The sequence below is a fragment of the Bradyrhizobium shewense genome (genome assembly GCF_900094605.1).
GTDB classification, from domain to species: domain Bacteria; phylum Pseudomonadota; class Alphaproteobacteria; order Rhizobiales; family Xanthobacteraceae; genus Bradyrhizobium; species Bradyrhizobium shewense.
Genome location: NZ_FMAI01000018.1, coordinates 121,505 through 143,122 on the forward strand (window position 1 = coordinate 121,505; position 21,618 = coordinate 143,122).

At 64.9% G+C, this 21,618-nt stretch carries 23 protein-coding genes; 10 read left to right on the plus strand and 13 right to left on the minus strand.

The window, feature by feature from the left end:
• Window positions 1–34 precede the first annotated feature (34 nt).
• The 7 genes from GA0061098_RS29285 to GA0061098_RS29310 all read right to left on the minus strand — a co-directional run bounded on the left by GA0061098_RS29285 (window position 35) and on the right by GA0061098_RS29310 (window position 7,007).
• Window positions 35–1,609, minus strand: coding sequence for an alkaline phosphatase D family protein (locus tag GA0061098_RS29285; RefSeq protein ID WP_091964763.1), 1,575 nt, complete (start codon window positions 1,607–1,609; stop codon window positions 35–37).
• A 213-nt stretch (window positions 1,610–1,822) separates the two neighbouring features.
• Window positions 1,823–2,242: a hypothetical protein gene (locus GA0061098_RS29290; RefSeq protein WP_091964764.1), complete on the minus strand. Its 420-nt coding sequence runs from the start codon at window positions 2,240–2,242 to the stop codon at window positions 1,823–1,825.
• Between the two features lie 107 nt (window positions 2,243–2,349).
• Entirely contained in the window at window positions 2,350–3,351 is a 1,002-nt protein-coding gene (locus GA0061098_RS29295) for an NAD(P)H-dependent flavin oxidoreductase (protein WP_091964765.1), read from the minus strand.
• A gap of 138 nt (window positions 3,352–3,489) precedes the next feature.
• Entirely contained in the window at window positions 3,490–5,109 is a 1,620-nt protein-coding gene (locus GA0061098_RS29300; protein WP_091964766.1) for a DHA2 family efflux MFS transporter permease subunit, read from the minus strand.
• Window positions 5,106–6,254 carry an HlyD family secretion protein gene (locus tag GA0061098_RS29305; protein ID WP_091964873.1) on the minus strand — a complete coding sequence of 383 codons (1,149 nt, stop codon included), beginning with the start codon at window positions 6,252–6,254 and terminating at the stop codon, window positions 5,106–5,108. The genes GA0061098_RS29300 and GA0061098_RS29305 overlap by 4 nt, the downstream gene beginning before the upstream one ends.
• Before the next feature lie 198 nt (window positions 6,255–6,452).
• Window positions 6,453–6,611: a hypothetical protein gene (locus tag GA0061098_RS45225; protein WP_018321727.1), complete on the minus strand. Its 159-nt coding sequence runs from the start codon at window positions 6,609–6,611 to the stop codon at window positions 6,453–6,455.
• 21 nt (window positions 6,612–6,632) lie between these two features.
• A complete protein-coding gene (locus tag GA0061098_RS29310) occupies window positions 6,633–7,007 on the minus strand; it encodes a PRC-barrel domain-containing protein (protein WP_028144036.1) in 375 nt (124 codons plus the stop codon).
• 141 nt (window positions 7,008–7,148) lie between these two features.
• Between GA0061098_RS29310 and GA0061098_RS29315 the strand changes: the two genes are divergently transcribed.
• The 7 genes from GA0061098_RS29315 (at window position 7,149) to GA0061098_RS29345 (ending at window position 12,420) form a co-directional block, all read left to right on the plus strand.
• Window positions 7,149–8,945, plus strand: coding sequence for a thiamine pyrophosphate-requiring protein (locus GA0061098_RS29315; RefSeq protein WP_091964767.1), 1,797 nt, complete (start codon window positions 7,149–7,151; stop codon window positions 8,943–8,945).
• Between the two features lie 8 nt (window positions 8,946–8,953).
• The gene (locus GA0061098_RS29320; RefSeq protein ID WP_018321730.1) at window positions 8,954–9,181 is read left to right on the plus strand and encodes a hypothetical protein; all 228 of its coding nucleotides are present in this window, start codon (window positions 8,954–8,956) and stop codon (window positions 9,179–9,181) included.
• A gap of 88 nt (window positions 9,182–9,269) precedes the next feature.
• A complete protein-coding gene (locus tag GA0061098_RS29325) occupies window positions 9,270–9,821 on the plus strand; it encodes a DUF4142 domain-containing protein (RefSeq protein WP_091964768.1) in 552 nt (183 codons plus the stop codon).
• A 199-nt stretch (window positions 9,822–10,020) separates the two neighbouring features.
• Entirely contained in the window at window positions 10,021–10,911 is an 891-nt protein-coding gene (locus GA0061098_RS29330; RefSeq protein WP_208610696.1) for an SDR family oxidoreductase, read from the plus strand.
• A 101-nt stretch (window positions 10,912–11,012) separates the two neighbouring features.
• Window positions 11,013–11,591: a phosphatase PAP2 family protein gene (locus tag GA0061098_RS29335; protein WP_091964770.1), complete on the plus strand. Its 579-nt coding sequence runs from the start codon at window positions 11,013–11,015 to the stop codon at window positions 11,589–11,591.
• The gene (locus tag GA0061098_RS29340; protein WP_091964771.1) at window positions 11,588–11,935 is read left to right on the plus strand and encodes a DUF3147 family protein; all 348 of its coding nucleotides are present in this window, start codon (window positions 11,588–11,590) and stop codon (window positions 11,933–11,935) included. Before GA0061098_RS29335 ends, GA0061098_RS29340 begins: the two co-directional genes overlap by 4 nt.
• Entirely contained in the window at window positions 11,935–12,420 is a 486-nt protein-coding gene (locus GA0061098_RS29345) for a hypothetical protein (RefSeq protein WP_091964772.1), read from the plus strand. The genes GA0061098_RS29340 and GA0061098_RS29345 overlap by 1 nt, the downstream gene beginning before the upstream one ends.
• Here the strand turns inward: GA0061098_RS29345 and GA0061098_RS29350 are convergent.
• A complete protein-coding gene (locus GA0061098_RS29350) occupies window positions 12,391–12,585 on the minus strand; it encodes a hypothetical protein (protein ID WP_091964773.1) in 195 nt (64 codons plus the stop codon). The genes GA0061098_RS29345 and GA0061098_RS29350 overlap by 30 nt on opposite strands.
• The gene (locus tag GA0061098_RS45230; RefSeq protein ID WP_018321736.1) at window positions 12,569–12,727 is read right to left on the minus strand and encodes a hypothetical protein; all 159 of its coding nucleotides are present in this window, start codon (window positions 12,725–12,727) and stop codon (window positions 12,569–12,571) included. The genes GA0061098_RS29350 and GA0061098_RS45230 overlap by 17 nt, the downstream gene beginning before the upstream one ends.
• A 172-nt stretch (window positions 12,728–12,899) precedes the next feature.
• On the opposite strand from GA0061098_RS45230, the gene GA0061098_RS29355 reads away from it, so the two are divergent.
• Window positions 12,900–13,148, plus strand: coding sequence for a hypothetical protein (locus tag GA0061098_RS29355; protein WP_091964774.1), 249 nt, complete (start codon window positions 12,900–12,902; stop codon window positions 13,146–13,148).
• A gap of 251 nt (window positions 13,149–13,399) precedes the next feature.
• Here the strand turns inward: GA0061098_RS29355 and GA0061098_RS29360 are convergent, their stop codons facing one another.
• The 3 genes from GA0061098_RS29360 to GA0061098_RS46335 all read right to left on the minus strand — a co-directional run bounded on the left by GA0061098_RS29360 (window position 13,400) and on the right by GA0061098_RS46335 (window position 14,134).
• Window positions 13,400–13,621: a hypothetical protein gene (locus GA0061098_RS29360; protein WP_028144043.1), complete on the minus strand. Its 222-nt coding sequence runs from the start codon at window positions 13,619–13,621 to the stop codon at window positions 13,400–13,402.
• A 70-nt stretch (window positions 13,622–13,691) separates the two neighbouring features.
• Window positions 13,692–13,823, minus strand: coding sequence for a hypothetical protein (locus GA0061098_RS47025; RefSeq protein WP_257787559.1), 132 nt, complete (start codon window positions 13,821–13,823; stop codon window positions 13,692–13,694).
• Window positions 13,824–13,939: 116 nt separating this feature from the next.
• A complete protein-coding gene (locus tag GA0061098_RS46335) occupies window positions 13,940–14,134 on the minus strand; it encodes a hypothetical protein (protein WP_091964775.1) in 195 nt (64 codons plus the stop codon).
• 94 nt (window positions 14,135–14,228) lie between these two features.
• Between GA0061098_RS46335 and GA0061098_RS29370 the strand changes: the two genes are divergently transcribed.
• Entirely contained in the window at window positions 14,229–14,741 is a 513-nt protein-coding gene (locus tag GA0061098_RS29370; protein WP_091964776.1) for a DUF4142 domain-containing protein, read from the plus strand.
• Between the two features lie 5 nt (window positions 14,742–14,746).
• Here GA0061098_RS29370 and GA0061098_RS29375 read toward each other — a convergent pair whose 3' ends face one another.
• Entirely contained in the window at window positions 14,747–15,028 is a 282-nt protein-coding gene (locus GA0061098_RS29375; RefSeq protein WP_091964777.1) for a hypothetical protein, read from the minus strand.
• 281 nt (window positions 15,029–15,309) lie between these two features.
• On the opposite strand from GA0061098_RS29375, the gene GA0061098_RS29380 reads away from it, so the two are divergent.
• Window positions 15,310–21,606, plus strand: a complete 6,297-nt coding sequence (locus GA0061098_RS29380) for a HAMP domain-containing protein (protein WP_091964778.1) — start codon at window positions 15,310–15,312, stop codon at window positions 21,604–21,606.
• Window positions 21,607–21,618 lie beyond the last annotated feature (12 nt).

Here is a 21,618-nt window from a genome sequence, read left to right on the forward strand (position 1 = left end):
TCATGGCGGGACCCGCGCACAGAGTATCCGCCCCTCACGAATGCTGCGCCACCACGGCCGGGCGGATCTGCTGTTGCGGCACGATATCGACCGACCAGAGGTCGCTATTGTCGACGTCCTTCAAGGTCACGGTCATCACGCCGCTGGCGCCGTCGATGTCGACGCGGCCGAAGAACTGCAGGCCGAAGCAGGGCGCGAGGTTCTCGCCCTGCGCCGCGCTACAGCCATTCTGGTACATCGCGACCGGACCAAAGGTGTTGTCGAGCTCGCCGGGGCCCCAGGTGCCGGCGTGCAGCGGGCCGGAAACGAACTCCCAGAACGGCTCGAAGTCTTGAAACTGCGCCTTGCCGGGATCGTAATAATGCGCGGCGGTGTAATGCATATCGGCGGTGAGCCAGACGATATTGCGCACGCCAGCGCGCTTGATGGAGGCCAGAAGGTCGGCGATTTCGTGCTCGCGCCGGTCGGGCGGCCCATCGCCGAGCGCGACGGCGTCCAGGCTGACCAGGCCGATCGGCAGGTCGGCCGCAATCACCTTCCAGGTTGCGCGCGAGGCCGCGAGCTCGCGCTTCAGCCAGGCGAGCTGCTCGGCACCCAAAATCCAGCCGCGGTGATCGCCGCCCTTGTTCCAGCTGTCGTCGCGATAGCTGCGCATGTCGGTCATGAAGACGTCGAGCAGCGGGCCGTAGGCGATCTTGCGATAGACCCGGCCTTGCTGCGCGCCGATATCGCGGATCGGCATGAAGTCGAAGAAGGCGCGGCGGGCGCGCGCGACCAGGCGCGGGGTGCCGTCGTCCTCATGACCGGCCTCGTCATGGCTGCCGGCCGGCGACCAGTCGTTGGTGACCTCGTGGTCGTCCCATTGCGCGAACATCGGCACCTCGGCGTGGAAGGCGCGAAAATTCTCGTCGAAATGGTTGTATTTGTAGTTGCCGCGAAACTGCGCCAGCGTGTGCGCGACCTCGGACTTTTCCTCGGTCACGAGGTTGCGCCAAATCTCGCCGTTCGGCAGCTTCTGCTCGGAAGGAACCGTGCAGTCGGCGTAGATGTGATCGCCGGAGTGGATGAAGAAATCCGGGTGGTTGTCGAGCATGGTGCGATAGCTGCGATAGCCGCCGCGCGAAATGTCGATGCCCCAGCCCTGCCCCGCGACATCCCCGGACCAAACGAACGAGATCGACCGGCCCGCAGCCGGCGCGGTGCGGAAATGGCCGACGCGGCTTTCGCCGGCAATACCGGTCGCGATGTCGTCGAAGCGCACGCGGTAGAAGATATCCTGGCCGGGCGACAGATCGTCCAGCAGCAGCTTTGCGGTGAAATCCGCATCAAGCAGAGCGTCGCGCGAAGCTGACGCGATGATGGTCTTGAAGCTCTCGACGGTCGAACATTCCACCTGCATCCGTGCGGGCCGGTCGGCGCGCGCCCAGATCACGGCGGAGTCGCCAGAGACATCGCCGGACTGGATACCGCCCGCGATCTGCGGCCGGTCGGCGGCGCGGCTGAGGTGTGGCGTTGCGAGCGTGCCGAGCGAGGCGACGGCGAGGCTGGAGGTCGAGCGGACCAGGAATTGCCGCCGGGTCCATGCGCGCGAAGCGCGGAGCGTTGCCATTCAGGAAACCTTCGTCGAATCGCGACGGAAGGTGCCTGCGCTCCTTGACTCCTACCCTTACGGTTTCTTGACCCCGCGCCTACGGTTTTGCGACGTGCCGATGACGGGGGAAGCAGTCGCAGCGAACGGTGCACTCCCTCGCCCCGCTTGCGGGGAGAGGGTCGGGGTGAGGGGGAGTCTCCACGGGGACGGTGAGAGTTAGACTCGCGGAGTCTAGCGCTGCCAGTTGCAGATGCCGCCGGAACGGCATGGCCAGGTCTGGATGCGGGTATCTCTCGCCTGTGCATCCAGCGGATTGCCGCGGCGGTGCGCGAGCTTGGCGCGGGCTGCACCGCGCGGCTGCACGGGCTTGGCGTGCGCGACCTTCGGCTGGGCCACGTGCACGCGCTCGGCCGCGACCTTCTTCGGCACGTCGACCGGCTCGGCGCGCGCGTGCGCGTCATTGCCGCCGCGCGCTTCGAGGGCGACCGGCGCAAACTGCGTCTCGGGCCCGAGACGTTTCGGCGACAGAACGGCCTTCGAAAGGTCGAGGCCGAGATATTCGTCTGGCTTGTAGTCGTCAGCGCGCGCGAAGCCGCCCCATGCGATCACGAGGGCAACGGCAACTGCAAAAGGAACACGTTTCAGGACCACGGACGCCTCCTGAAATTGATTCTGAAAGAGGTAATTTACCTCTATTTAGGAGGCGTCGCGCGCAATTCCAGCGGCCAAGTGCCGCCGTGGTTAAGAAGTTGACGGTGTCAGGCGACCTTTCGCGTCGCCCCCGTCCCATCCAGGAACCCCATCAAACGGCTGCGGATGATCTGTTCCGCCTCGCTCATGATGCGATCGACGAGTTCCTTGCAGGAGGGGATGTCGTGGATCAGGCCGGCGACCATGCCGCAGCTCCACGCGCCGGCGTCCATCTGTCCTTCCAGCATGATCCTGGGATAGACGCCCGCGACCTGATCGTGAATGTCGTCGATATTCAGCTTGTCGCCCTTCTCGCGCTCGATCTCGATGAGGCGATCGACATTGGCGTTCTTCAGCACGCGCTCGGTGTTGCGCAGGCTGCGCATGATCAGGCGCGTGTCGAGCTCGGTCGCGGCGACCAGCGCATTCTTCACATTCTGATGCACGGGCGCTTCCTTGGTGGCGATGAAGCGCGTGCCCATGTTCATGCCGGCGGCACCCAGCGACAATGCCGCGACGAGGCTGCGCCCGTCCGCCATGCCGCCGGAGGCGACGAACGGGATCTTCAACTCCTCCGCCGCGCGCGGCAGCAGGATCATGTTGGGAATGTCGTCCTCGCCGGGATGACCGCCGCACTCGAAGCCGTCGACGCTGACGGCGTCGCAGCCGATCCGCTCCGCCTTGAGTGAGTGACGCACCGAGGTGCATTTGTGGATGACCTTGATGCCCGCCGCCTTCAGCGCCGGCATGTATTGTTCGGGACTGCGGCCCGCGGTCTCCACCGCCTTGATGCCGCCCTCGACGATGGCCGCGATGTATTCCGGATAGGGCGGCGCCGCGAAGGTCGGCAGGAAGGTGAGGTTCACGCCGAACGGCTTGTCGGTCATGTCCCGGCAGCGCGCGATCTCCTTCGCGAGCAATTCCGGCGTCTTCTGCGTGAGGCCGGTGATGATGCCGAGCCCGCCGGCATTGGAGACGGCAGCGGCCAGCTCGGCAAAGCCGACGAAATGCATGCCGCCCTGGATGATGGGGTGCTCGATGCCGAACAGCTCGGTGATCGCGGTCTTCACTTAATTCGCCTCCCGGAATTTGCTCAGGTTGGGTTCAGTCTAGCCGGACTTTTGCGCCGCGGTCACCATTTCTCTCCGAACGGCCGGATCTCCATCTCGAAGGTATAGGTCCGGCCTTCGCCTGACGACCCGCGTCGGTCAATGCCCCCGCGCCGGCGCACCCAGCTTGATCGGCCGCAGCACGGCTGCGGTGGGGATCATCAGCAACGCAATGATCGCCAGCGTCCAGAACACGTCGATATAGGCGAGCAAATCGACCTGCTGCTGCAAGGTGCGGCCGACCCAGGCGAGCGCCTGTGATGCGGCATCGCTCGCATTCGAGCCCTGGGCCTGGAAGTAGCGCGTCATCGCGTCGATGGTCTGCTGATAGCCGAGGTCTGACGGCGCGGCGTGCTCGATCAGGCGGCTCTGGTGGAATTGCTGGCGCTGCGCCAGAACCGTCTGCGCCAGCGCGACGCCCATGGATCCGCCGATGTTGCGGGCGACGTTGATCAGCGCAGAAGCCTGGTTGGTCTTGTCGGGCGGCACGCCATCGTAGGACGCGGTCGTCACTGGCAGGAACAGGAATGGCAGGCCCAGCGCGAGGAAGATGCGCGACAGCGCCGCGTAACCATAGGTGATGTCGCCGGTGAGCCCGGTGAGATGCCACATCGAGAACGCGACGATGGCAGCGCCGAACATGATCAGATATTTCGGCTGCACCGTGCTGACGAGGCGGCCGACCACCGGCATCAGCACCAGGGTCGCGACCCCGCCGGGCGACAGCGCGAGGCCGGCCAGCATTGCCGTGTAGTTCAGCTCGGTCTGGAGCAATTGCGGCAGCAGCTGGGTGGTCAAGATCAGCACCGCGCCCGTACCGAGCATGACCAGGAAGCAGGCGGCGAACTGGCGCCGGCCGAGCAAGCGAAGATCGACGATGGGATCTTCCCGCGTCAGCTCCCACGGGATCAGCGCGACCAGCGAGACCGCGGCCAGCACCGCAAAGACGACGATCATATTCGACCCGAACCAGTCGTTGCGCTGCCCCTCGTCGAGGACGAATTCGAGCGAGCCGAGCCCGATCGCGACGAGCAGGAAGCCGACATAGTCGACGCGCAAGCCCTTGCTCAGCAGCTTCTCCCTCTCCTCCTCCGCGCCCGAGGGCTCCTTGACCAGCGTACCGACCAGGAACAGCGAGAGCAGCCCCATCGGCACGTTGATCAGGAACACCCAGTGCCAGCTGTAGGTATCGGTGATCCAGCCGCCCAGCGTCGGACCGATCACCGGCGCGACCACGACGGCGACGCCGTAGATGGCAAAAGCCTGGCCGCGCTTGTGTGGAGGGAAGGAGTCGGCGAGGATCGCCTGCTCGCTGGTGGCCATGCCGCCGCCGCCGAGCCCCTGCAGGATGCGAAACAGCACCAGCGACTGCAGATTCCAGGCGAAGCCGCACAGCAGCGATGCGATCGAGAAGATCGCGACGCACATCATGTAGAAGCGCTTGCGGCCGATCACCGTCGACAGCCAGCCCGAGATCGACAGCACGATCGCGTTGGCGACGAGATAGCTGGTGATGACATAGGTGCTCTCGTCGATGCCAACCGCGAGCCCGCCGGCGATGTGGCGCAGCGCGACATTGGCGATGGTGGTGTCGAGCACCTCCATGAAGGTCGCGATCGAGACCACGAAGGCGATGAGATAGGGATTATGTCCGCCGGCCGCGGATCGCTCCGGCGACCAGCCGCCCGCGGATGCGCCGCCTTGCGCAGCGTCCGTCATCGCACCCTGGTCCAGAGCACGACCGACATGCCGGGACCGACGGGCAGATTGGCCGGCCAGTTGTCGACCACGATCTTCACCGGCACGCGCTGCACCACCTTGACGTAGTTGCCGGTCGCGTTCTCCGCCGGCAGCAGGCTGAACGCGGTGCCGGAGCCCGGCTGCACGGAATCGACATGGCCCGTGAGCTTGCGGCCGGGATAGGCATCGATGCGGATCTCGACCGGCTGGCCCGGACGCATGTCGCCCAGCTGCGTCTCCTTGTAGTTGGCGACGATCCAGACCTCGTCGGGGACGAACATCATCAGGCTCTGTCCCGCCGTGACGAAGGTGCCCTTGGCGCCCGAGAGCTTGACGACACGGCCCGATTGCGCCGCGACGACGTTGGTGTACTGCAAGTTCAGTTTGGCTTGATCGAGCTGCGCCTGCGACTGCTCAAGCTGCGCCTTGGCACCTTCGAGTTGGGCTTGCAGCGTCTTGATGCCGAGTTGCGCCGAGGTCACCGCGGTCTTGGCGCGTTCGGTGTTGGCCTGCTGCGCCTGAAGATCGGAACGGGTCTGCTGCTGGCGCTGCACGGTGCCGGCACCCTTCTCGACGAGATCCTCGGCGCGCTTGAACTCCTCTTGCGCGAACTGCAGCTGAGCCTGCGCCTGTTCGAGCTGTGCCTGGGCCTGCTTGATCTGCTCCTGCTGCGAATCGATCTGCGCCTCGACATTGGCGATGTTCGCCCTGGCACTGGCGACCTGCGCATTGGCTTGATCAATGGCGATACGGTAGTCGCGCTCGTCGATCCTGGCGAGGAGATCGCCCGCACTGACGTGCTGGTTGTCCGTCACCGGGATGTCGGTCACGTAGCCGCCGACCTTCGAGGCCACCGAAAAGCTACGCGCGGCGACGAAGGCATCGTCGGTGGATTCATAGTGGCGCACCTGCAGCCAATAGAGCAGACCGCCAACGAGTGCGGCGATCAGCACGAAGGCGCCGGCGGTTGCCAGCAGCCAATGCTGACGAAGCCGGTCTCGCAGCGACGGCGCCTTCGCCGGCTGACTGGTCTCGCTCGTATGATCAGGAGGCGTTTTTGGAGCTTCCTTCGCCCTCTGCGGCTGCTCCGCGGACGGCCCACGCTCCCTGGTTTGAGCATCCACGGCCAACACCTTTCTCGGGACTCAACCGGCGGCAGGTGGCAACGAGCCGCCTCGCCCGCCGCGAGCCTAACCGCACCGCCGAAGCATGGTTCCGCCCTGGGAGAGCCCCGCGCCCATTCGTGAACGCCTGCTCAAAAAGAAGCGCGGCACAATGGGTGCCGCGCTCGTCTCTGACGTCTCACGGGAAGCCCGCCTGTCTCAGTGCGTCTTCGTCTCGTGCCATTTCTCGAGATCGGGCTTCTCCTCGTCCGATCCCTGCTCCTTCTCCGGATTGCCCTTCCACGGCTTGTCCGTCTGCCGGTGCGAACCCCAGTCGTTCTGCTGCCGGGGATCGTCGTTAGGCCGTTCCTTGCTCATCGATCTCCCTTTCCGTGAACGTCAAGCAAAGGGAACACCGTAATAGGAGTTGATGCCGCGCACCGCGGCGTCATCACCCCAGTTCCAATCGCTTCGTTCGCCATATTTCGGCGCCCCTTCGAGTTCCTTGGTGGTGATGCCGGTGACATACCCGCCAAGCTCCGTGTCGTATTTCAGCGACTGCCAGGGCAACGGGTAGTGGTCGTTGCCGAGGCCCAGGAATCCGCCGAAGCCAAGCACGGCGTAGGACACCCTGCCGCTGACCTTGTCGATCATCACGCGTTCGATCGAACCGATCCGGTTGCGGTCGGCGCCGTAGACCGACGTTCCCTCGACCTTGTCGCTGCCGATCAGCCGTCCCATCTCGCTGCGGCCCAGCTCGCCTTGATTCAGCATCTTAATCCTCCACTCAGCCAATGTGAATCAACCGGATCAGCAAGCGATCGTTCCGGCGCCGATGTTCCCGGAAGCGGACCAGGAACATCGCAGGGAAGGAGCCGTTCTCTGAACTTCACGCACAACCGAGAGCCACGCGCGATGTCCCAGACCGTCTCCGACTTCATCGTCCAGCGTCTGCATCAATGGGGCGTGCGCCACATCTTCGGCTATCCCGGCGACGGCATCAACGGCGTGTTCGGCGCGATGAACCGGGCCCAAGGCAAGGAAGGCAAGATCGGCTTCGTGCAGGCGCGGCACGAGGAGATGGCGGCATTCATGGCCAGCGCCTACGCAAAATTCTCAGGGCAGCTCGGCGTCTGCATCGCGACCTCGGGCCCAGGTGCCTCGCATCTCATCACCGGGCTCTACGACGCGCTGCTGGATCACCAGCCGGTGCTGGCGATTGTCGGCCAGCAAGCCCGCAACGCCCTCGGCGGGCACTATCAGCAGGAGATCGACCTTCTCTCGATGTTCAAGGACGTCGCCGGTGCCTACGTCATGCAGGCATCCTCGCCTGCGCAAGTGCGACACTTGATCGACCGAGCCGTGCGGATCGCGCTGGCGCGGCGGACCCCGACCGTGATCATCCTGCCCAACGACCTGCAGGAAGAAGCTTTCGAGAGCCCGCCACGTGCACACGGCACGCTGCATTCCGGCATTGGTTATAGCGCGCCCAGCATCATGCCGCGTGAGGCCGATCTCGATCGCGCCGCGGAAGTGCTGAATGCCGGCAAGAAGGTCGCGATGCTCGTCGGCGCCGGCGCACTTGGCGCCACCGACGAGGTGATCGCCGTCGCTGACCGGCTCTCGGCCGGTTGCGCCAAGGCGTTGCTCGGCAAGGCAGCGCTGCCCGACGACCTGCCGTGGGTCACCGGCTCGATCGGCCTGCTCGGCACCGAGCCCAGCTACAACATGATGATGGAATGCGACACGCTGTTGATGGTCGGCTCTGCCTTCCCCTATGCCGAGTTCCTGCCGAAGGAAGGCGCAGCGCGCGGCGTGCAGATCGACATCGACGCCGGCATGATGTCGATCCGCTTTCCCATGGAGGTCGGCCTCGTGGGCGACGCCGCTGAGACGCTGCGCGCACTGTTGTCGCGGCTCAAGCCCAAGAGCGACCGCGCCTGGCGCCAGGGTATCGAAGACGACGTCGCGACATGGTGGAAAACGCTGGATGGCCGGGCACATCAGCCGGCAGCGCCCGTCAATCCGCAGCTCGTCGCCTGGGAATTGTCCCCGCGCCTGCCCGACCGTGCGATCATCGCCAGCGATTCCGGCTCCTGCGCCAATTGGTTCGCCCGCGACCTGAAGATGCGCCGCGGCATGACGGCCTCGCTCTCCGGCGGCCTCGCCTCGATGGGCGCCGCGGTACCCTATGCGCTCGCCGCCAAATACGCCCATCCGGACCGTCCCGTGATCGCCCTCGTCGGCGACGGCGCGATGCAGATGAACAACATGGCCGAATTGATCACCGCCGCGAAATACTGGCGCTCCTGGCGCGACCCGCGTTTCATCGTCTGCGTCTTCAACAACGAGGACCTCAACCAGGTGACCTGGGAGCAGCGCATCATCAACGGCGATCCCAAATTCGAAGCCTCGCAGCGCATTCCCGACGTCTCCTATTCACGCTTCGCCGAGCTCATCGGCCTGCGTGGCATCTTCGTCGACAGCCCACAGCTGCTCGGCTCGGCCTGGGAGCAGGCGCTGGGAAGCGAGATGCCCGTCGTGCTGGAGGTGAAGACCGATCCCGAAGTGCCGCCGCTGCCGCCGCATATCACGCTTCAGCAGGCCAAGAACTTCTCGCTCGCCCTCTTGAAGGGCGACCCGAACGAGAGCGGGATGATCAAGGGGGCAGCGCGGCAGGTGCTCGAAACGATCCTGCCCGGAAAGCAATGAGGTCAACCATGAGCGACTTTCGCGACATCCAGCACGGCGTCAACGATCCCGTCGACGGCGTCGACGTGAAATACCATTTCAACGACAACAAGACTCCGCACGAGCGCGCGCAGCACCATGCCGATGTGCGTGCCGACGCCACGGCTGCCCCCGCCGAGCCGTTTCTGCCGGAGCGGCTTCGACGCAAACCGACCGATCCGATCAATCCGCGCACCGGGCGGAATCCGACGGATTAGTCGTTAGGAACCTCGGTGCATGCGACGTGTTGATCGGCGCAACACCGCGCGGCAAGAGGCCGCGCGCCCCACTCGGAGGGACCGAACCATGAAACGTACCATCATCGCCCTTGCCTGCGTGCTTGTCGCAGGGCCAGCGCTCGCCCAATCTCTTGGCGAGAAGACCGGCGTCAATTCGGCGCTCGGCGTCGCGCCAACGACTGCCGACTTCGTCAAGCAGGTCGCCATCAGCGACATGTTCGAGATCGAGTCGAGCAAGCTTGCCACGCAAAAGGGCAACGCGCAGGAGAAGAGCTTCGCGCAACAGATGGTGACCGACCACACCAAGACCAGCACCGAGCTCAAGGGCCTCGTCGGTGACGGCAAGGTGCAGGCGACCCTTCCGACGGCGCTCGACAGCTCGCACCAGAGCAAGCTCGACAAGCTCAAGAGCGCGAACGGCAAAGACTTCAGCTCGGACTACAATTCCTATCAGGTGAGCGCCCATGAGGATGCCGTGTCGCTGTTCGAGCGCTACGCCAAGGGCGGCGACAATTCCGCGCTGAAGGATTGGGCCGGCAAGACGCTGCCGGCGCTCAAGCACCATCTCGACATGGCCAAGGAGCTCGGCAAGGCGCCGAGCGTCGGCCAGGCGAAGTAAACGTTGAACGAGGGCGCCGGCTTGGCCGGCGTCCTCTGCGTCCTGGCAATGATGCCTGTCTCCGATCACAAACATCGCGGAGAGCATCATGGCCCAGCAGGACAAGACCTCAATATCCAGCCGGCACGTCGCTCGCGCCGCGAGCACGACGCTCGCCGCGGCTACGCTGGCGTCTTCGACCGCGAAAGGAGATTCGCACATGGCCGAGCAGCCGCTGATCGATCCCGTCGGCCGCTTTCCGAAGCCGCCGTTCAAAAAGCAGTCGCAGCCCTGGCCGGGCCTCGCCGGCAAGATGGAGCCGCGGCCGGACCATGGCGAGACCAGTTACAAGGGCTCCGGTCGGCTCGCCGGCCGCAAGGCGCTGATCACCGGCGGCGATTCCGGCATGGGCCGCGCCGCCGCCATTGCGTATGCGCGTGAAGGCGCCGACGTCGCCATCAATTATCTGGCGGCGGAAGAGCCGGATGCACAGGAGGTGATCGCGCTGGTCAAGAAGGAAGGTCGCACCGGGCTGGCGATCCCCGGCGATCTTCAGGAGGAAGCCTTCTGCAAAAGGCTGGTCGAGCAGACCGTGCAGGGCCTTGGCGGTCTCGACATCATCGTCAACAATGCCGCCCGGCAGCAGGCGCGCGGCTCCATCCTCGACGTCTCCTCGCAGGACTTCGACGCGACCATGAAGACCAACATCTACGCGCCGTTCTGGATCATCAAGGCGGCGCTGCCGCATCTCAAGCCCGGATCCTGCATCATCGGCACGACCTCCGAGCAGGCTTACGATCCCTCGCCCGATCTCTACGATTATGCGCAGACCAAGGCGGCGACGACGAATTATGTGAAGGCGCTGGCCAAGCAGCTCGCCTCGAAGGGCATCCGCGTCAACGGCGTGGCGCCGGGGCCGATCTGGACGCCGCTCCAGGTCTCCGGCGGCGCCACGATGGAGAAGCTCGAAAAATTCGGCGGCATGACGCCGCTCGGCCGCCCGGGCCAGCCGGTCGAACTCGCCTCGATCTACGTGCAGCTTGCCGCCGCCGACGCCAGCTATGCGACCGGTCAGGTCTATGGCGCTGCCGGCGGATCCGGGCAGCCATAATCGCAGCGCCGTGGGCCTGATGCCACGCGGCAGAGCCCAGGAACCTTCCTTGTTTCCCGGCTTTACAAATTTGTCATTGAGAACATCTCGCCTGCTGACCGATGGCGCTCGTAACAGTCAAACCCACCCGGATCGACACGGCGATCGCGAACGAGATCGCACACAACACCAACTCGGGGCTCGAGCATGCCGCCCAGACATTGACCTGGGGTGCCGACGAGCATGTGCTCATCGCGCTGGCCGCTGCGGGATGGCTCTACACCCGGCTGCGGCACCCGCAGCAGCGTCCAGTTGCAGATCACGTTCTGATGGTCTCGCTGGCGACAGCCATACTGCCGCATGTTCTGAAGTCCGTGTTCGATCAGACCAGGCCGGACCGGCTGACGGTCACCGGCCATTGGCGCGGCGTCCCCTTCTCGGGGCGATCCCGCGACGCATTTCCCTCCGGTCACGCCGTGCATATGGGCGCGCTCGCCTCGGCGGCCGGCCTGTTGCCGCCTGCCCGGCGTCGGGCGGTCCGCGCCCTTGCCGTGGTGCTATCGTTGACGCGCGTCGTGGTGCTGGCGCATTGGGCCAGCGATGTGGTGGCGGGCTTTACGCTTGGCGTCGCCGTCGAGCGACTGTTCAGGCCGTTCACGCTGGCGAAACGGCGGCCTAAAGCGTCACGGATACGGCCATGACCGAATATCTCCTGCGCTTCATCGCCGGCGGCCTGATCGTCTCTGCCTTCGCGATCCTGGGCGACATGCTGCGACCGAAGAGCTTTGCCGGCCTGCTCGGCGCGGCGCCGTCGGTCGCGCTGGCCACCCTCAGCATCGCTGTCGTCCAGCACGGCCCGCAATATGTCGCCGCCGAAAGCTGGACGATGATCTATGGTGCCATCGCACTCGGCTGCTACAGCATTGTCGTCTGCCATCTCCTGATGAGGTTTCACTTCTCCGCACTGCCAGCCACCATCCTCGCTTTTGCCGCATGGCTCGTCGTCGCCTTCGCTCTGCTCGCGGGTTTCGGAGGTGCTGCCTGATGCTGGTCAAACTGTCTACATCGGCGCTCAAACAGACGCGGTGGTACGAGTATGGTGTCCGCTTTCTGCTCGGCGGACTGGCGACGGTCCTCGCGGGGGCCGTGACCACAGGTTTCGGCGTCTCCGTCGGCGGCCTCTTCCTCGCGCTCCCCGCCATCTTCTGCGCCAGCGCAACGCTGATCGAAAGCCATGAGCGGCGCGCCAAGGAAAAGGCCGGCCTCAGCGGAGACAGACGCGGACAGCAGGCCGCAGCCCTCGATGCCGCCGGTGCCGGCCTGGGAAGCATCGGCCTGGCGGCATTCGCTGCAGTCTTTTACGTCGTGGTTTCGACAACCGTGATCGGGGCGTTCGTCGCCGCCATCCTGATATGGGCGGCCGTGTCGGTGTCGGCGTGGTGGCTGCGGCGAAAGCTTCGCATCACCTCGCGCACCACGCAGACCGAACGCATGGGGCCATCAGCGAGGCGCCGCGGCCTCTTCCCGTAGCATCAGAAAGCCATACATCTCGGCGGCAGTCTGAAGCTGATCGATGCGCGCGAGAACAACGTCACGCTGGCGGCCGTCCGGCAGGTCCGACAATTCGTGCTCGAGCCGCAGCTTCTGCGCCCTGAGACGCTGCTCGAATGTGTGTGGCTCAGATCGTCTTCGCATCTTCCGTCCTCGGTGGCTGCAGACCCGGGCTGTTGGCCCAGCGCTCGACTTGCTCGATGACCTTCTGGTGGCTCGGACGCACCGGCTTGGGGGCTTCCGGCTCTTCGGAAAGCTTACGGGGCAACCTGACTTCGTCAGTCATGGCTTCTCTCCCTTTTCAAGAGAATGCGCCATCGCGAAAGACGTTCAATAATAACTCATTGATTTTGCTATATTTTCATACTCATTTGGCGTTTTTGTCGACTCTTGTGGAACTCCCGCCAAGTTGGTTTGTTGAGTAACCTACTCAACCTACTCAATTTGCGTGATCGACCATGAACGACCTTCGCGCCGAGCGCCTTCAGGTCATGCTCTCGCCGGAAGAGTTGGCCGCCGTTGACGATTTCCGGTTCAAGCATCGCATGCCGACGCGGGCGGCAGCGGTCCGCGAACTGCTCAAGTTCGGACTGGCCGCCGTCGGCGTCGACGCAGCCGCGGGTGTGAAGTCGAGCAGCTTCGGCGTGTTCGGCCGCGGGCCGGAGGGACATACGCAGGAAGATCCCGAGAACGGCACCGGGGGCTGACCCGCAAGAACCGTCCATAAGCGAACGACCCCGGCACGGTGGGTGCCAGGGCCGTCCTTGGAGATTGCTTCCGGCGCACCGGGGGCATGACAACCGGAAGCAACCTGTCGACGCGTCGCGCGAAGATTTGTTCCTCGCGCTAATCCGTTGCGTCTAAATCACGATGCGATGAGGATGAATCGTCATCGCGCTTTAGGTTGTTCAAGCATGATCTTTTCGGAAAACCGCCGCGCACTTTTCCGGATCGTGCTCTAGCCGCTCGGCGCGTCGCCGGAATCGTCCGGCGTCATGCCTGAGCCCGGGGTCTTGCTGTTGTCGTTCAGCTTGGGATCGCGCGTCGCCTCCCGCGACGGTGAGCCTTTCGAACCCGTCTTTTGCGGATCCGTCTTGTGCACGGACTGCGCGCGCTGCTTGTCGCGCGGCTGTTCCTCCGCCCGTTTGTCCTTGACGATGCCGTGGTCGGAATGGGCCATGATGTGCTTCGCCTCTCTCTGATGTGTCGAAGCGCTTACGCACTGCGGCGTCGAATGTTCCGGCGCAGCGCTAGCTGTGCGCCGCGTGGACCGCAGCCGATGCGTTCTCCAGATGAACCTGACGCACCGTCGTCACCGTCGCGAACGCGACCGACACACCAAAGGCGAGAATGAGTGAAAGAAGAGCCAGACGTGGAGCCATTACCAAACCTCCTTCTGGAAGCGAAAACCAACGCGATCGACTATTCCCTGATCATCCTGGATTGGTCACTTGGTTTCCGTGAGCGGTCTCACACGCGGATTCACGAAAAGAAGCCCTCACGCATCCCGCTTTTGAGGGAAACGGACCATGACGGGCGGAATTTCGCCATCGAGCCAATCCTGCTCGTGAGCGAGCGCCGTCCAGGCGTCCGCCATGCGCGAAAAGCGCTTGTGCGCGGGTTGTCCCTCGGCGCGCTCAGCGAGCTGAAGACAGTTGTCGGCATTATCCCTGAAGATGTCAGACTGTTTCATCTTGAAGACGTGGGGACGGAACTCTCGCGTCGCAACCCGCTTGCCGGATCGTAATGTTCAGGGAACTTCGCTCGCCATTGGCTGTTTGATATCGATGCGAGTTTCCGTCGCGATCGTCCTGGCATTCATCAGCACCGCAGCGCTTGCCGACAGCACCGGTGAACGAAAGTCTGGCGACCGCCCTCCGAGCGCAACCGACGTCATCAGCGGCCTCTATAATTTCAGCCGCTTCCAGCAAGGCCTCCTGGAGAGCACCGATCTGAAGGGCAACGCCGAGGTCAAGAACCTCGCCGCCTTGCGTGCCGAGGAAGCTGTCAAGCGCGACAAGGCGCTGAAGCAGATCCAGGAGGCGATCGGCGCGGAGCCGCGCGTCGACAAGACGATGTCGGTTAGCGCGGGCTTGGTCGAGCCTGAAACATCGGACGGACCGACTTACGTCCGAAGCTTCTATGCCTCGCAGATTCCCGAATATGAATCGGCCATCGAGCTGCTCGAACGCTATCTGAAGGCGCCCGACAATGCGGCGCTCGCAACGTTTGCGCGCGAGCAGCTCCCGATGCTGCGCGCGCAAGTCAAGGACGCCGGGCGTACCATGGCGGACAAGTAGCCCCTCTATTTATGTTGCTGGCTCTGCGGTCGCACGGTGCGGTCGCTCTCCGGCATCCGGTCGCGGCCCGCATCCCCATTGTCGTCCTTGCCGCCCGAAGACGAGGTGCCGCTGCCGCTCGGGTTCGACCGGGTCGCCGCTCCCGTGGTCGGTGTATCCGCCTTCGGGCTGGCGGAGCTCGCGGCGGGATCGCCGGTCACCGCCCCGCGGCCGCTGGGCGCTCCGCCCTGCGCCAAGGCTGACCCGGCAAACAGCATGACGACGATCGCGGCAAGTCCTGCTTTCATATCCGTTCTCCCTGTCGTTGCGGGCTAACCGCGCGGCCTGGCGCTCGTTCCGAAGGATGGTGGTGACGGACGAACGGGCCGCGGGACCGCGGTCCCCATCTCTTTTTCCGATTCGCATGGAACTAATTCGGCGGATCGTGGTTATATCGGCCGGGCTGAGCAAAGCAGGTTCCATTTGCTGGCGCTGCAACGTTGGCGCTTGATTTCGAATTTGGCTGACGCTCTATTTTGACCAATCGCGTCGGGCCTTGGATTCGGCCGACATCTGCGGGGGAATCAGTATGAGCGACCTCGATCCCGGATCTGCATCAAGGTCCGGTCGTCGCGTCCCAAAGCCAAAACCCAACGGTGTATCGGATCCGGATTCCCGGGCCGAATTGCTGCTCGCCCTGCAGGCCATGCGCAGCGGCGATTTCTCCGTCCGCATGAGCGGCGACTATCTCGGCATCGACGGCAAGATCGCCGACACTTTTAATGAAATCATCGCCGCCAACCAGCGTATGGCGCAGCAGCTCGAGCTGGTCGGCCAGGTGGTCGGCCGCGAGGGCAAGACCCGCCAGCGCGTGAAATTCGGCCTCGCCTCGGGCTCCTGGGCCGACATGGAAGGCTCCGTCAACACGCTGATCGACGATCTGTTGTGGCCGACCCGCGAGGTGACGCGTGCGGTCGCCGCGGTGGCGCAAGGCGACCTGCTCCAGACCGTCAAGCTCGACGTCGATGGCCGTCCGCTCCGGGGCGAATTCCTGCAGTCGGCGACCATCGTCAACACCATGATCAAGCAGCTCGGCGTGTTCACCTCCGAGGTGACGCGCGTGGCGCGCGAGGTCGGCACCGAAGGCAAGCTCGGCGGCCAGGCCCAGGTGCCGGAAGTGACCGGCGTCTGGAAGGACCTCACCGAGAGCGTCAACTCGATGGCGAACAACCTGACCAACCAGGTTCGCAACATCGCCGAGGTGACGATCGCGGTCGCCAACGGTGACCTCTCCAAGAAAATCACGGTCGACGTCCGCGGCGAGATCCTTCAGCTCAAGGAAGCCATCAACACGATGGTGGACCAGCTCCGCTCCTTCGCCTCCGAAGTGACGCGCGTGGCGCGCGAGGTCGGCACCGACGGCAAGCTCGGCGGCCAGGCCATCGTGCCCGGCGTTGCCGGCACCTGGAAGGACCTCACCGACTCCGTCAACGCGATGTGCGGCAACCTGACCGCACAGGTCCGCAACATCGCCAACGTCACCACCGCCGTGGCGCGCGGCGACCTGTCGCGCAAGATCACGGTGGACGTGCGCGGCGAGATCCTGGAGCTGAAGGACACCATCAACACCATGGTGGACCAGCTCAATTCGTTCGCCTCGGAAGTGACGCGCGTCGCGCGCGAGGTCGGCACCGAAGGCAAGCTCGGCGGCCAGGCGCAGGTGCCCGGCGTCGCCGGCACCTGGAAGGACCTCACCGACAACGTCAACTTCATGGCCTCGAACCTGACCGCGCAGGTCCGCAACATCGCCGACGTCGCCACCGCCATCGCGAGCGGCGACCTCTCGAAGAAGATCACGGTGAACGTCTCGGGCGAAATCCTTCAGTTGAAGGAGACGCTCAACACCATGGTCGACCAGCTCAACGCGTTTGCCGGCGAAGTGACGCGCGTCGCGCGCGAGGTCGGCACCGAGGGCCGGCTCGGCGGCCAGGCCAACGTGCTCGGCGTCGCCGGCACCTGGAAGGACCTCACCGAAAGCGTCAACTCGATGGCGTCGAACCTGACCGCCCAGGTCCGCAACATCGCCGAGGTGACCACCGCGGTCGCCGGCGGCGACTTGTCGAAGAAGATCACCGTGGACGTGCGCGGCGAGATCCTGGAGCTGAAGGACACCATCAACACCATGGTGGACCAGCTCAACGCCTTCGCCGGCGAGGTCACGCGCGTCGCCCGCGAGGTCGGCACCGAAGGCAAGCTGGGCGGCCAGGCCGTCGTGCGCGGCGTCGGCGGCACCTGGAAGGACCTCACCGACAGCGTCAACTCGATGGCCTCGAACCTCACCGGCCAGGTCCGCAACATCGCCGAGGTCGCGACCGCGGTCGCCAAGGGCGATTTGTCGAAGAAGATCACGGTGAACGTGTCGGGCGAAATCCTTCAGCTGAAGGAAACGCTCAACACGATGGTCGACCAGCTCAACGCCTTCGCCGGCGAAGTCACGCGCGTCGCGCGCGAGGTCGGCACCGACGGCAAGCTCGGCGGCCAGGCCGGCGTGCCCGGCGTCGCCGGCACCTGGAAGGACTTGACCGACTCCGTGAACTCGATGGCGGGCAACCTCACCGCCCAGGTCCGCAACATCGCCGAGGTCGCGACCGCGATCGCCGGCGGCGACCTGTCGCGCAAGATCACCGTGGACGTGCGCGGCGAGATCCTGCAGCTGAAGGACACGCTGAACACGATGGTCGACCAGCTCAACCGCTTCGCGGGCGAGGTGACGCGCGTGGCGCGCGAGGTCGGTACCGAAGGCCGCCTTGGCGGTCAGGCCAACGTGCCCGGCGTCGCCGGCACCTGGAAGGACCTCACCGACAGCGTGAATTCGATGGCGGGCAACCTCACCGCCCAGGTCCGCAACATCGCCGAAGTGACCACTGCCGTCGCGCGCGGCGACCTGTCGCGCAAGATCACCGTCGACGTGAAGGGCGAAATCCTCGAGCTCAAGAACACCATCAACACCATGGTGGACCAGCTCAACGGTTTTGCCGGCGAAGTCACGCGCGTGGCGCGCGAGGTCGGCACCGAAGGCAAGCTCGGCGGCCAGGCCGAAGTGCCGGGCGTTGCCGGCACCTGGAAGGACCTCACCGACAACGTCAACTTCATGGCCTCGAACCTGACGGCCCAGGTCCGCAACATCGCGGAGGTCGCGACCGCGATCGCCGGCGGCGACCTGTCGAAGAAGATCACGGTGGACGTGCGCGGCGAGATCCTGCTGCTCAAGGACACCTTGAACACCATGGTCGAGCAGCTGCGCTCCTTCGCCGCGGAAGTGACGCGCGTCGCGCGCGAGGTCGGCACCGAAGGCCGGCTCGGCGGTCAGGCCGTGGTGCCCGGCGTCGGCGGCACGTGGAAGGATCTGACCGACAACGTCAACCTTTTGGCGGCGAACCTCACCACCCAGGTCCGCAACATCGCCGAAGTGACCACGGCGGTCGCGCGCGGCGACCTGTCGCGCAAGATCACCGTCGACGTGAAGGGCGAAATCCTCGAGCTGAAGAACACCATCAACACCATGGTGGACCAGCTCAACGCCTTCGCCGGCGAAGTCACGCGCGTGGCGCGCGAGGTCGGCACCGAGGGTAAGCTGGGCGGTCAGGCGCAGGTGCCCGGTGTTGCTGGTACCTGGAAGGATCTCACCGACACCGTGAACCTGATGGCTGCGAACCTGACCGAGCAGGTGCGCGGCATCGTCAAGGTGGTGACCGCGGTCGCCAACGGCGACCTCAAGCAGAACCTGACGATGAAGTCGCGGGGCGAGGTCGCCGCTCTCGCCGATACCATCAACAACATGACCGAGACGCTCGCGACCTTCGCCGACCAGGTGACGTCGGTGGCACGCGAGGTCGGCGTCGAAGGCCGGCTCGGCGGTCAGGCCAACGTGCCGGGCGCAGCCGGCACCTGGAAGGACCTCACCGGCAACGTGAACCTCCTGGCGGCCAACCTCACCTCGCAGGTGCGCGCGATCGCGGAAGTCGCGACCGCCGTCACCAAGGGCGACCTGACGCGATCGATCCAGGTCGATGCCCGCGGCGAAGTCGCCGAGCTGAAAGACAACATCAACACGATGATCACGAATCTCCGTCTCACGACGGACGTGAACACCGAGCAGGACTGGCTGAAGACCAACCTCGCCAAATTCACCAACATGCTGCAGGGCCAGCGCGACCTCACCACCGTCGGCCGGCTCTTGCTCACCGAGCTGTCGCCGCTGGTGAACGCCCATACCGGCGTGATCTACCAGATCGAGAGCGAGGACAATCCGCAGCTCCTGCTGCTCGCCTCCTACGCCAGCGACGGCATCTATCCGTATCAGCGCGTGCTGCAGTTCGGCGACGGCCTGATCGGCCAGTGCGCGCTCGACAAGCGGCCGCGCGTGGTCGCGGACATTCCGTCCGACGTGGTGCCGATCAACTCGGCGCTGTTCCGCGTCGCACCGAAGAACCTCGTCGTGCTGCCGGTGCTGTTCGAGGGCCAGGTCAAGGCCGTGATCGAGCTCGCCTCGCTCGTCTCCTTCACGACCTCGCAGATGACCTTCCTGGAGCAGCTCACCGACTCCATCGGCATCGTGCTCAATTCGATCGAAGCGACCATGCAGACCGAAGGCCTGCTCAAGCAGTCGCAGCAGCTTGCCGGCGAGCTCCAGACCCAGCAGCGCGAATTGCAGCAGACCAACGACCAGCTCGAACAGAAGGCGCAGCAGCTCGCCGAGCGCAACGTCGAGGTCGAGCGCAAAAATCAGGAGATCGAGCAGGCCCGCCGCGCCCTCGAGGAAAAGGCGACCGAGCTCGCGCTGACCTCGAAGTACAAGTCCGAATTCCTCGCCAATATGAGCCACGAGCTGCGCACGCCGCTGAACTCGATCCTGATCCTGGGACAGCAGCTCACCGACAATCCGGACGGCAACCTCTCGGCCAAGCAAGTCGAATTCGCCCGCACCATCCACGGCGCCGGCACCGACCTGCTCAATCTCATCAGCGACATTCTGGATCTGTCCAAGATCGAATCCGGCACGGTGACGGTCGACGCCGAGGAAATCCTAACCGCGAACCTGCTGGAGACCGTCGGACGGCCGTTCCGGCACGAGGCGGACAACCGCAATCTGTCATTCAAGATCGACGTCGATCCGGCCCTCCCACGCAGCATCGTCACCGACTCCAAGCGCCTGCAACAAGTCCTGAAGAACCTGCTCTCCAACGCCTTCAAGTTCACCGCCGAAGGCGAGGTACGCCTCAATGTCACCGCCGCGGTCGGCGGCTGGGGAGCGGATCACCCGGTGCTGAATTCCGCGCCGGCCGTGATCGCGCTCGAAGTGTCCGACACCGGCATCGGCATTCCCGTGGAGAAGCAGAAGCTGATCTTCGAGGCGTTCCAGCAGGCCGATGCCGGCACCAGCCGGAAATATGGCGGCACCGGCCTTGGGCTTGCGATCAGTCGCGAACTGGCAAGCCTGCTCGGCGGCGAAATTCATCTGCGCAGCTCGCCGGGCAAGGGCTCCTCGTTCACGCTGTATCTGCCGCTCAAATATTCGGGCCCGACGCTCGCACCGCGCGCCGCACCTGCGTCGCAGCAACACAACCAGCCGCCGGCGCTGCAGCCGGCCGCGCCGGAGCAACAGCGCGTCATCGAGCAGCTTCCCGACGACCGGCTCAACCTCGAGCCTGGCGACAGCATCCTCCTGATCGTCGAGGACGACCCGCATTACGCCCGCGTGCTGGTCGACCTCGCGCGCGACAAGGGATTCAAGGTTCTGGTCGCCGCCCGCGGTGCCGAGGCGCTGGAGCTTGCCAAGCAATACCAGCCGCGAGCAGTCTCGCTCGACGTGTTCCTGCCCGACATGCTCGGCTGGACCGTGCTGAGCCAGCTCAAGCACAATCCGCTGACCCGCCACATCCCCGTGCAGATCATCACGCTCGACGAGGACCGCCAGCATGCGCTGGCGCGTGGCGCGTTCTCCTTCGTCAACAAGCCGACGACGACCGAGGGCGTCTCGGCCGCGCTGACGCAGATCAAGGAATATGCGCGTCCCAGGCGCAAGCGGCTCTTGATCGTCGAGGACAATGAGGCCGAGCAGCTTTCGATCCGCGAGCTGCTGCACCACGACGACATCGAGATCGTGACGACCGACACCGGCGCCGGCGCGCTGTCGACCCTGCGGGAGGCGCCCTGCGACTGCGTGGTGCTCGACCTCAGGCTGCCCGACATGAGCGGCTTCGAGGTGCTGGACCAGATCCGCAACGACGAGGCGCTGTCCAACGTTCCGGTCGTGGTCTTCACCGGCCGCGAGCTTTCGGCGGAGGAGGATGCGGAACTCCACACCATGGCGCGCAGCATCGTGGTCAAGGGCGTGGAATCGCCAGAGCGCCTGCTCGACGAGACCGCGCTGTTCCTGCACCGCGTGATCACGGAGCTTCCGGTCGAGAAGCAGCGCATGCTGGAGAAGCTGAACAGTTCCGACGAGGATTTGATCGGCAAGACTGCGCTTCTCGTCGACGACGACGCCCGCAATATTTTCGCGCTGTCGAGCGTGCTGGAACGGCGCGGCATGAAGGTGCTGACCGCCACGACCGGCCGTGAAGCCGTCACCCTGGTCGGATCCAATCCGGAGATCGCCATCGTTCTGATGGACATCATGATGCCGCAGATGGATGGCTACCAGACCATCGGCGTCATTCGCGAAAACCCGGCCTTCGCCCGCCTTCCGATCATCGCGCTGACCGCCAAGGCGATGAAGGGTGACCGGGAAAAATGCCTCGAAGCCGGCGCGTCCGATTACCTCGCCAAACCCGTCAACACCGATCAATTGCTGCTTGCGATCCGCATGTGGCTGCACCGCTGAGTTGGGCCCGCG

What these genes read in the sequence shown, in the direction of transcription:
- GA0061098_RS29285 (WP_091964763.1), bottom strand. Translation starts at nt 1,609, where the DNA reads ATGGCAACGCTCCGCGCTTCGCGCGCATGGACCCGGCGGCAATTCCTG.
- GA0061098_RS29300 (WP_091964766.1), bottom strand. Translation starts at nt 5,109, where the DNA reads ATGACGGACGCTGCGCAAGGCGGCGCATCCGCGGGCGGCTGGTCGCCG.
- GA0061098_RS45225 (WP_018321727.1), bottom strand. Translation starts at nt 6,611, where the DNA reads ATGAGCAAGGAACGGCCTAACGACGATCCCCGGCAGCAGAACGACTGG.
- GA0061098_RS29310 (WP_028144036.1), bottom strand. Translation starts at nt 7,007, where the DNA reads ATGCTGAATCAAGGCGAGCTGGGCCGCAGCGAGATGGGACGGCTGATC.
- GA0061098_RS29315 (WP_091964767.1), top strand. Translation starts at nt 7,149, where the DNA reads ATGTCCCAGACCGTCTCCGACTTCATCGTCCAGCGTCTGCATCAATGG.
- GA0061098_RS29320 (WP_018321730.1), top strand. Translation starts at nt 8,954, where the DNA reads ATGAGCGACTTTCGCGACATCCAGCACGGCGTCAACGATCCCGTCGAC.
- GA0061098_RS29325 (WP_091964768.1), top strand. Translation starts at nt 9,270, where the DNA reads ATGAAACGTACCATCATCGCCCTTGCCTGCGTGCTTGTCGCAGGGCCA.
- GA0061098_RS29330 (WP_208610696.1), top strand. Translation starts at nt 10,021, where the DNA reads ATGGCCGAGCAGCCGCTGATCGATCCCGTCGGCCGCTTTCCGAAGCCG.
- GA0061098_RS29335 (WP_091964770.1), top strand. Translation starts at nt 11,013, where the DNA reads ATGGCGCTCGTAACAGTCAAACCCACCCGGATCGACACGGCGATCGCG.
- GA0061098_RS29340 (WP_091964771.1), top strand. Translation starts at nt 11,588, where the DNA reads ATGACCGAATATCTCCTGCGCTTCATCGCCGGCGGCCTGATCGTCTCT.
- GA0061098_RS29345 (WP_091964772.1), top strand. Translation starts at nt 11,935, where the DNA reads ATGCTGGTCAAACTGTCTACATCGGCGCTCAAACAGACGCGGTGGTAC.
- GA0061098_RS29350 (WP_091964773.1), bottom strand. Translation starts at nt 12,585, where the DNA reads ATGCGAAGACGATCTGAGCCACACACATTCGAGCAGCGTCTCAGGGCG.
- GA0061098_RS45230 (WP_018321736.1), bottom strand. Translation starts at nt 12,727, where the DNA reads ATGACTGACGAAGTCAGGTTGCCCCGTAAGCTTTCCGAAGAGCCGGAA.
- GA0061098_RS29355 (WP_091964774.1), top strand. Translation starts at nt 12,900, where the DNA reads ATGAACGACCTTCGCGCCGAGCGCCTTCAGGTCATGCTCTCGCCGGAA.
- GA0061098_RS29360 (WP_028144043.1), bottom strand. Translation starts at nt 13,621, where the DNA reads ATGGCCCATTCCGACCACGGCATCGTCAAGGACAAACGGGCGGAGGAA.
- GA0061098_RS47025 (WP_257787559.1), bottom strand. Translation starts at nt 13,823, where the DNA reads ATGGCTCCACGTCTGGCTCTTCTTTCACTCATTCTCGCCTTTGGTGTG.
- GA0061098_RS46335 (WP_091964775.1), bottom strand. Translation starts at nt 14,134, where the DNA reads ATGAAACAGTCTGACATCTTCAGGGATAATGCCGACAACTGTCTTCAG.
- GA0061098_RS29370 (WP_091964776.1), top strand. Translation starts at nt 14,229, where the DNA reads ATGCGAGTTTCCGTCGCGATCGTCCTGGCATTCATCAGCACCGCAGCG.
- GA0061098_RS29375 (WP_091964777.1), bottom strand. Translation starts at nt 15,028, where the DNA reads ATGAAAGCAGGACTTGCCGCGATCGTCGTCATGCTGTTTGCCGGGTCA.
- GA0061098_RS29380 (WP_091964778.1), top strand. Translation starts at nt 15,310, where the DNA reads ATGAGCGACCTCGATCCCGGATCTGCATCAAGGTCCGGTCGTCGCGTC.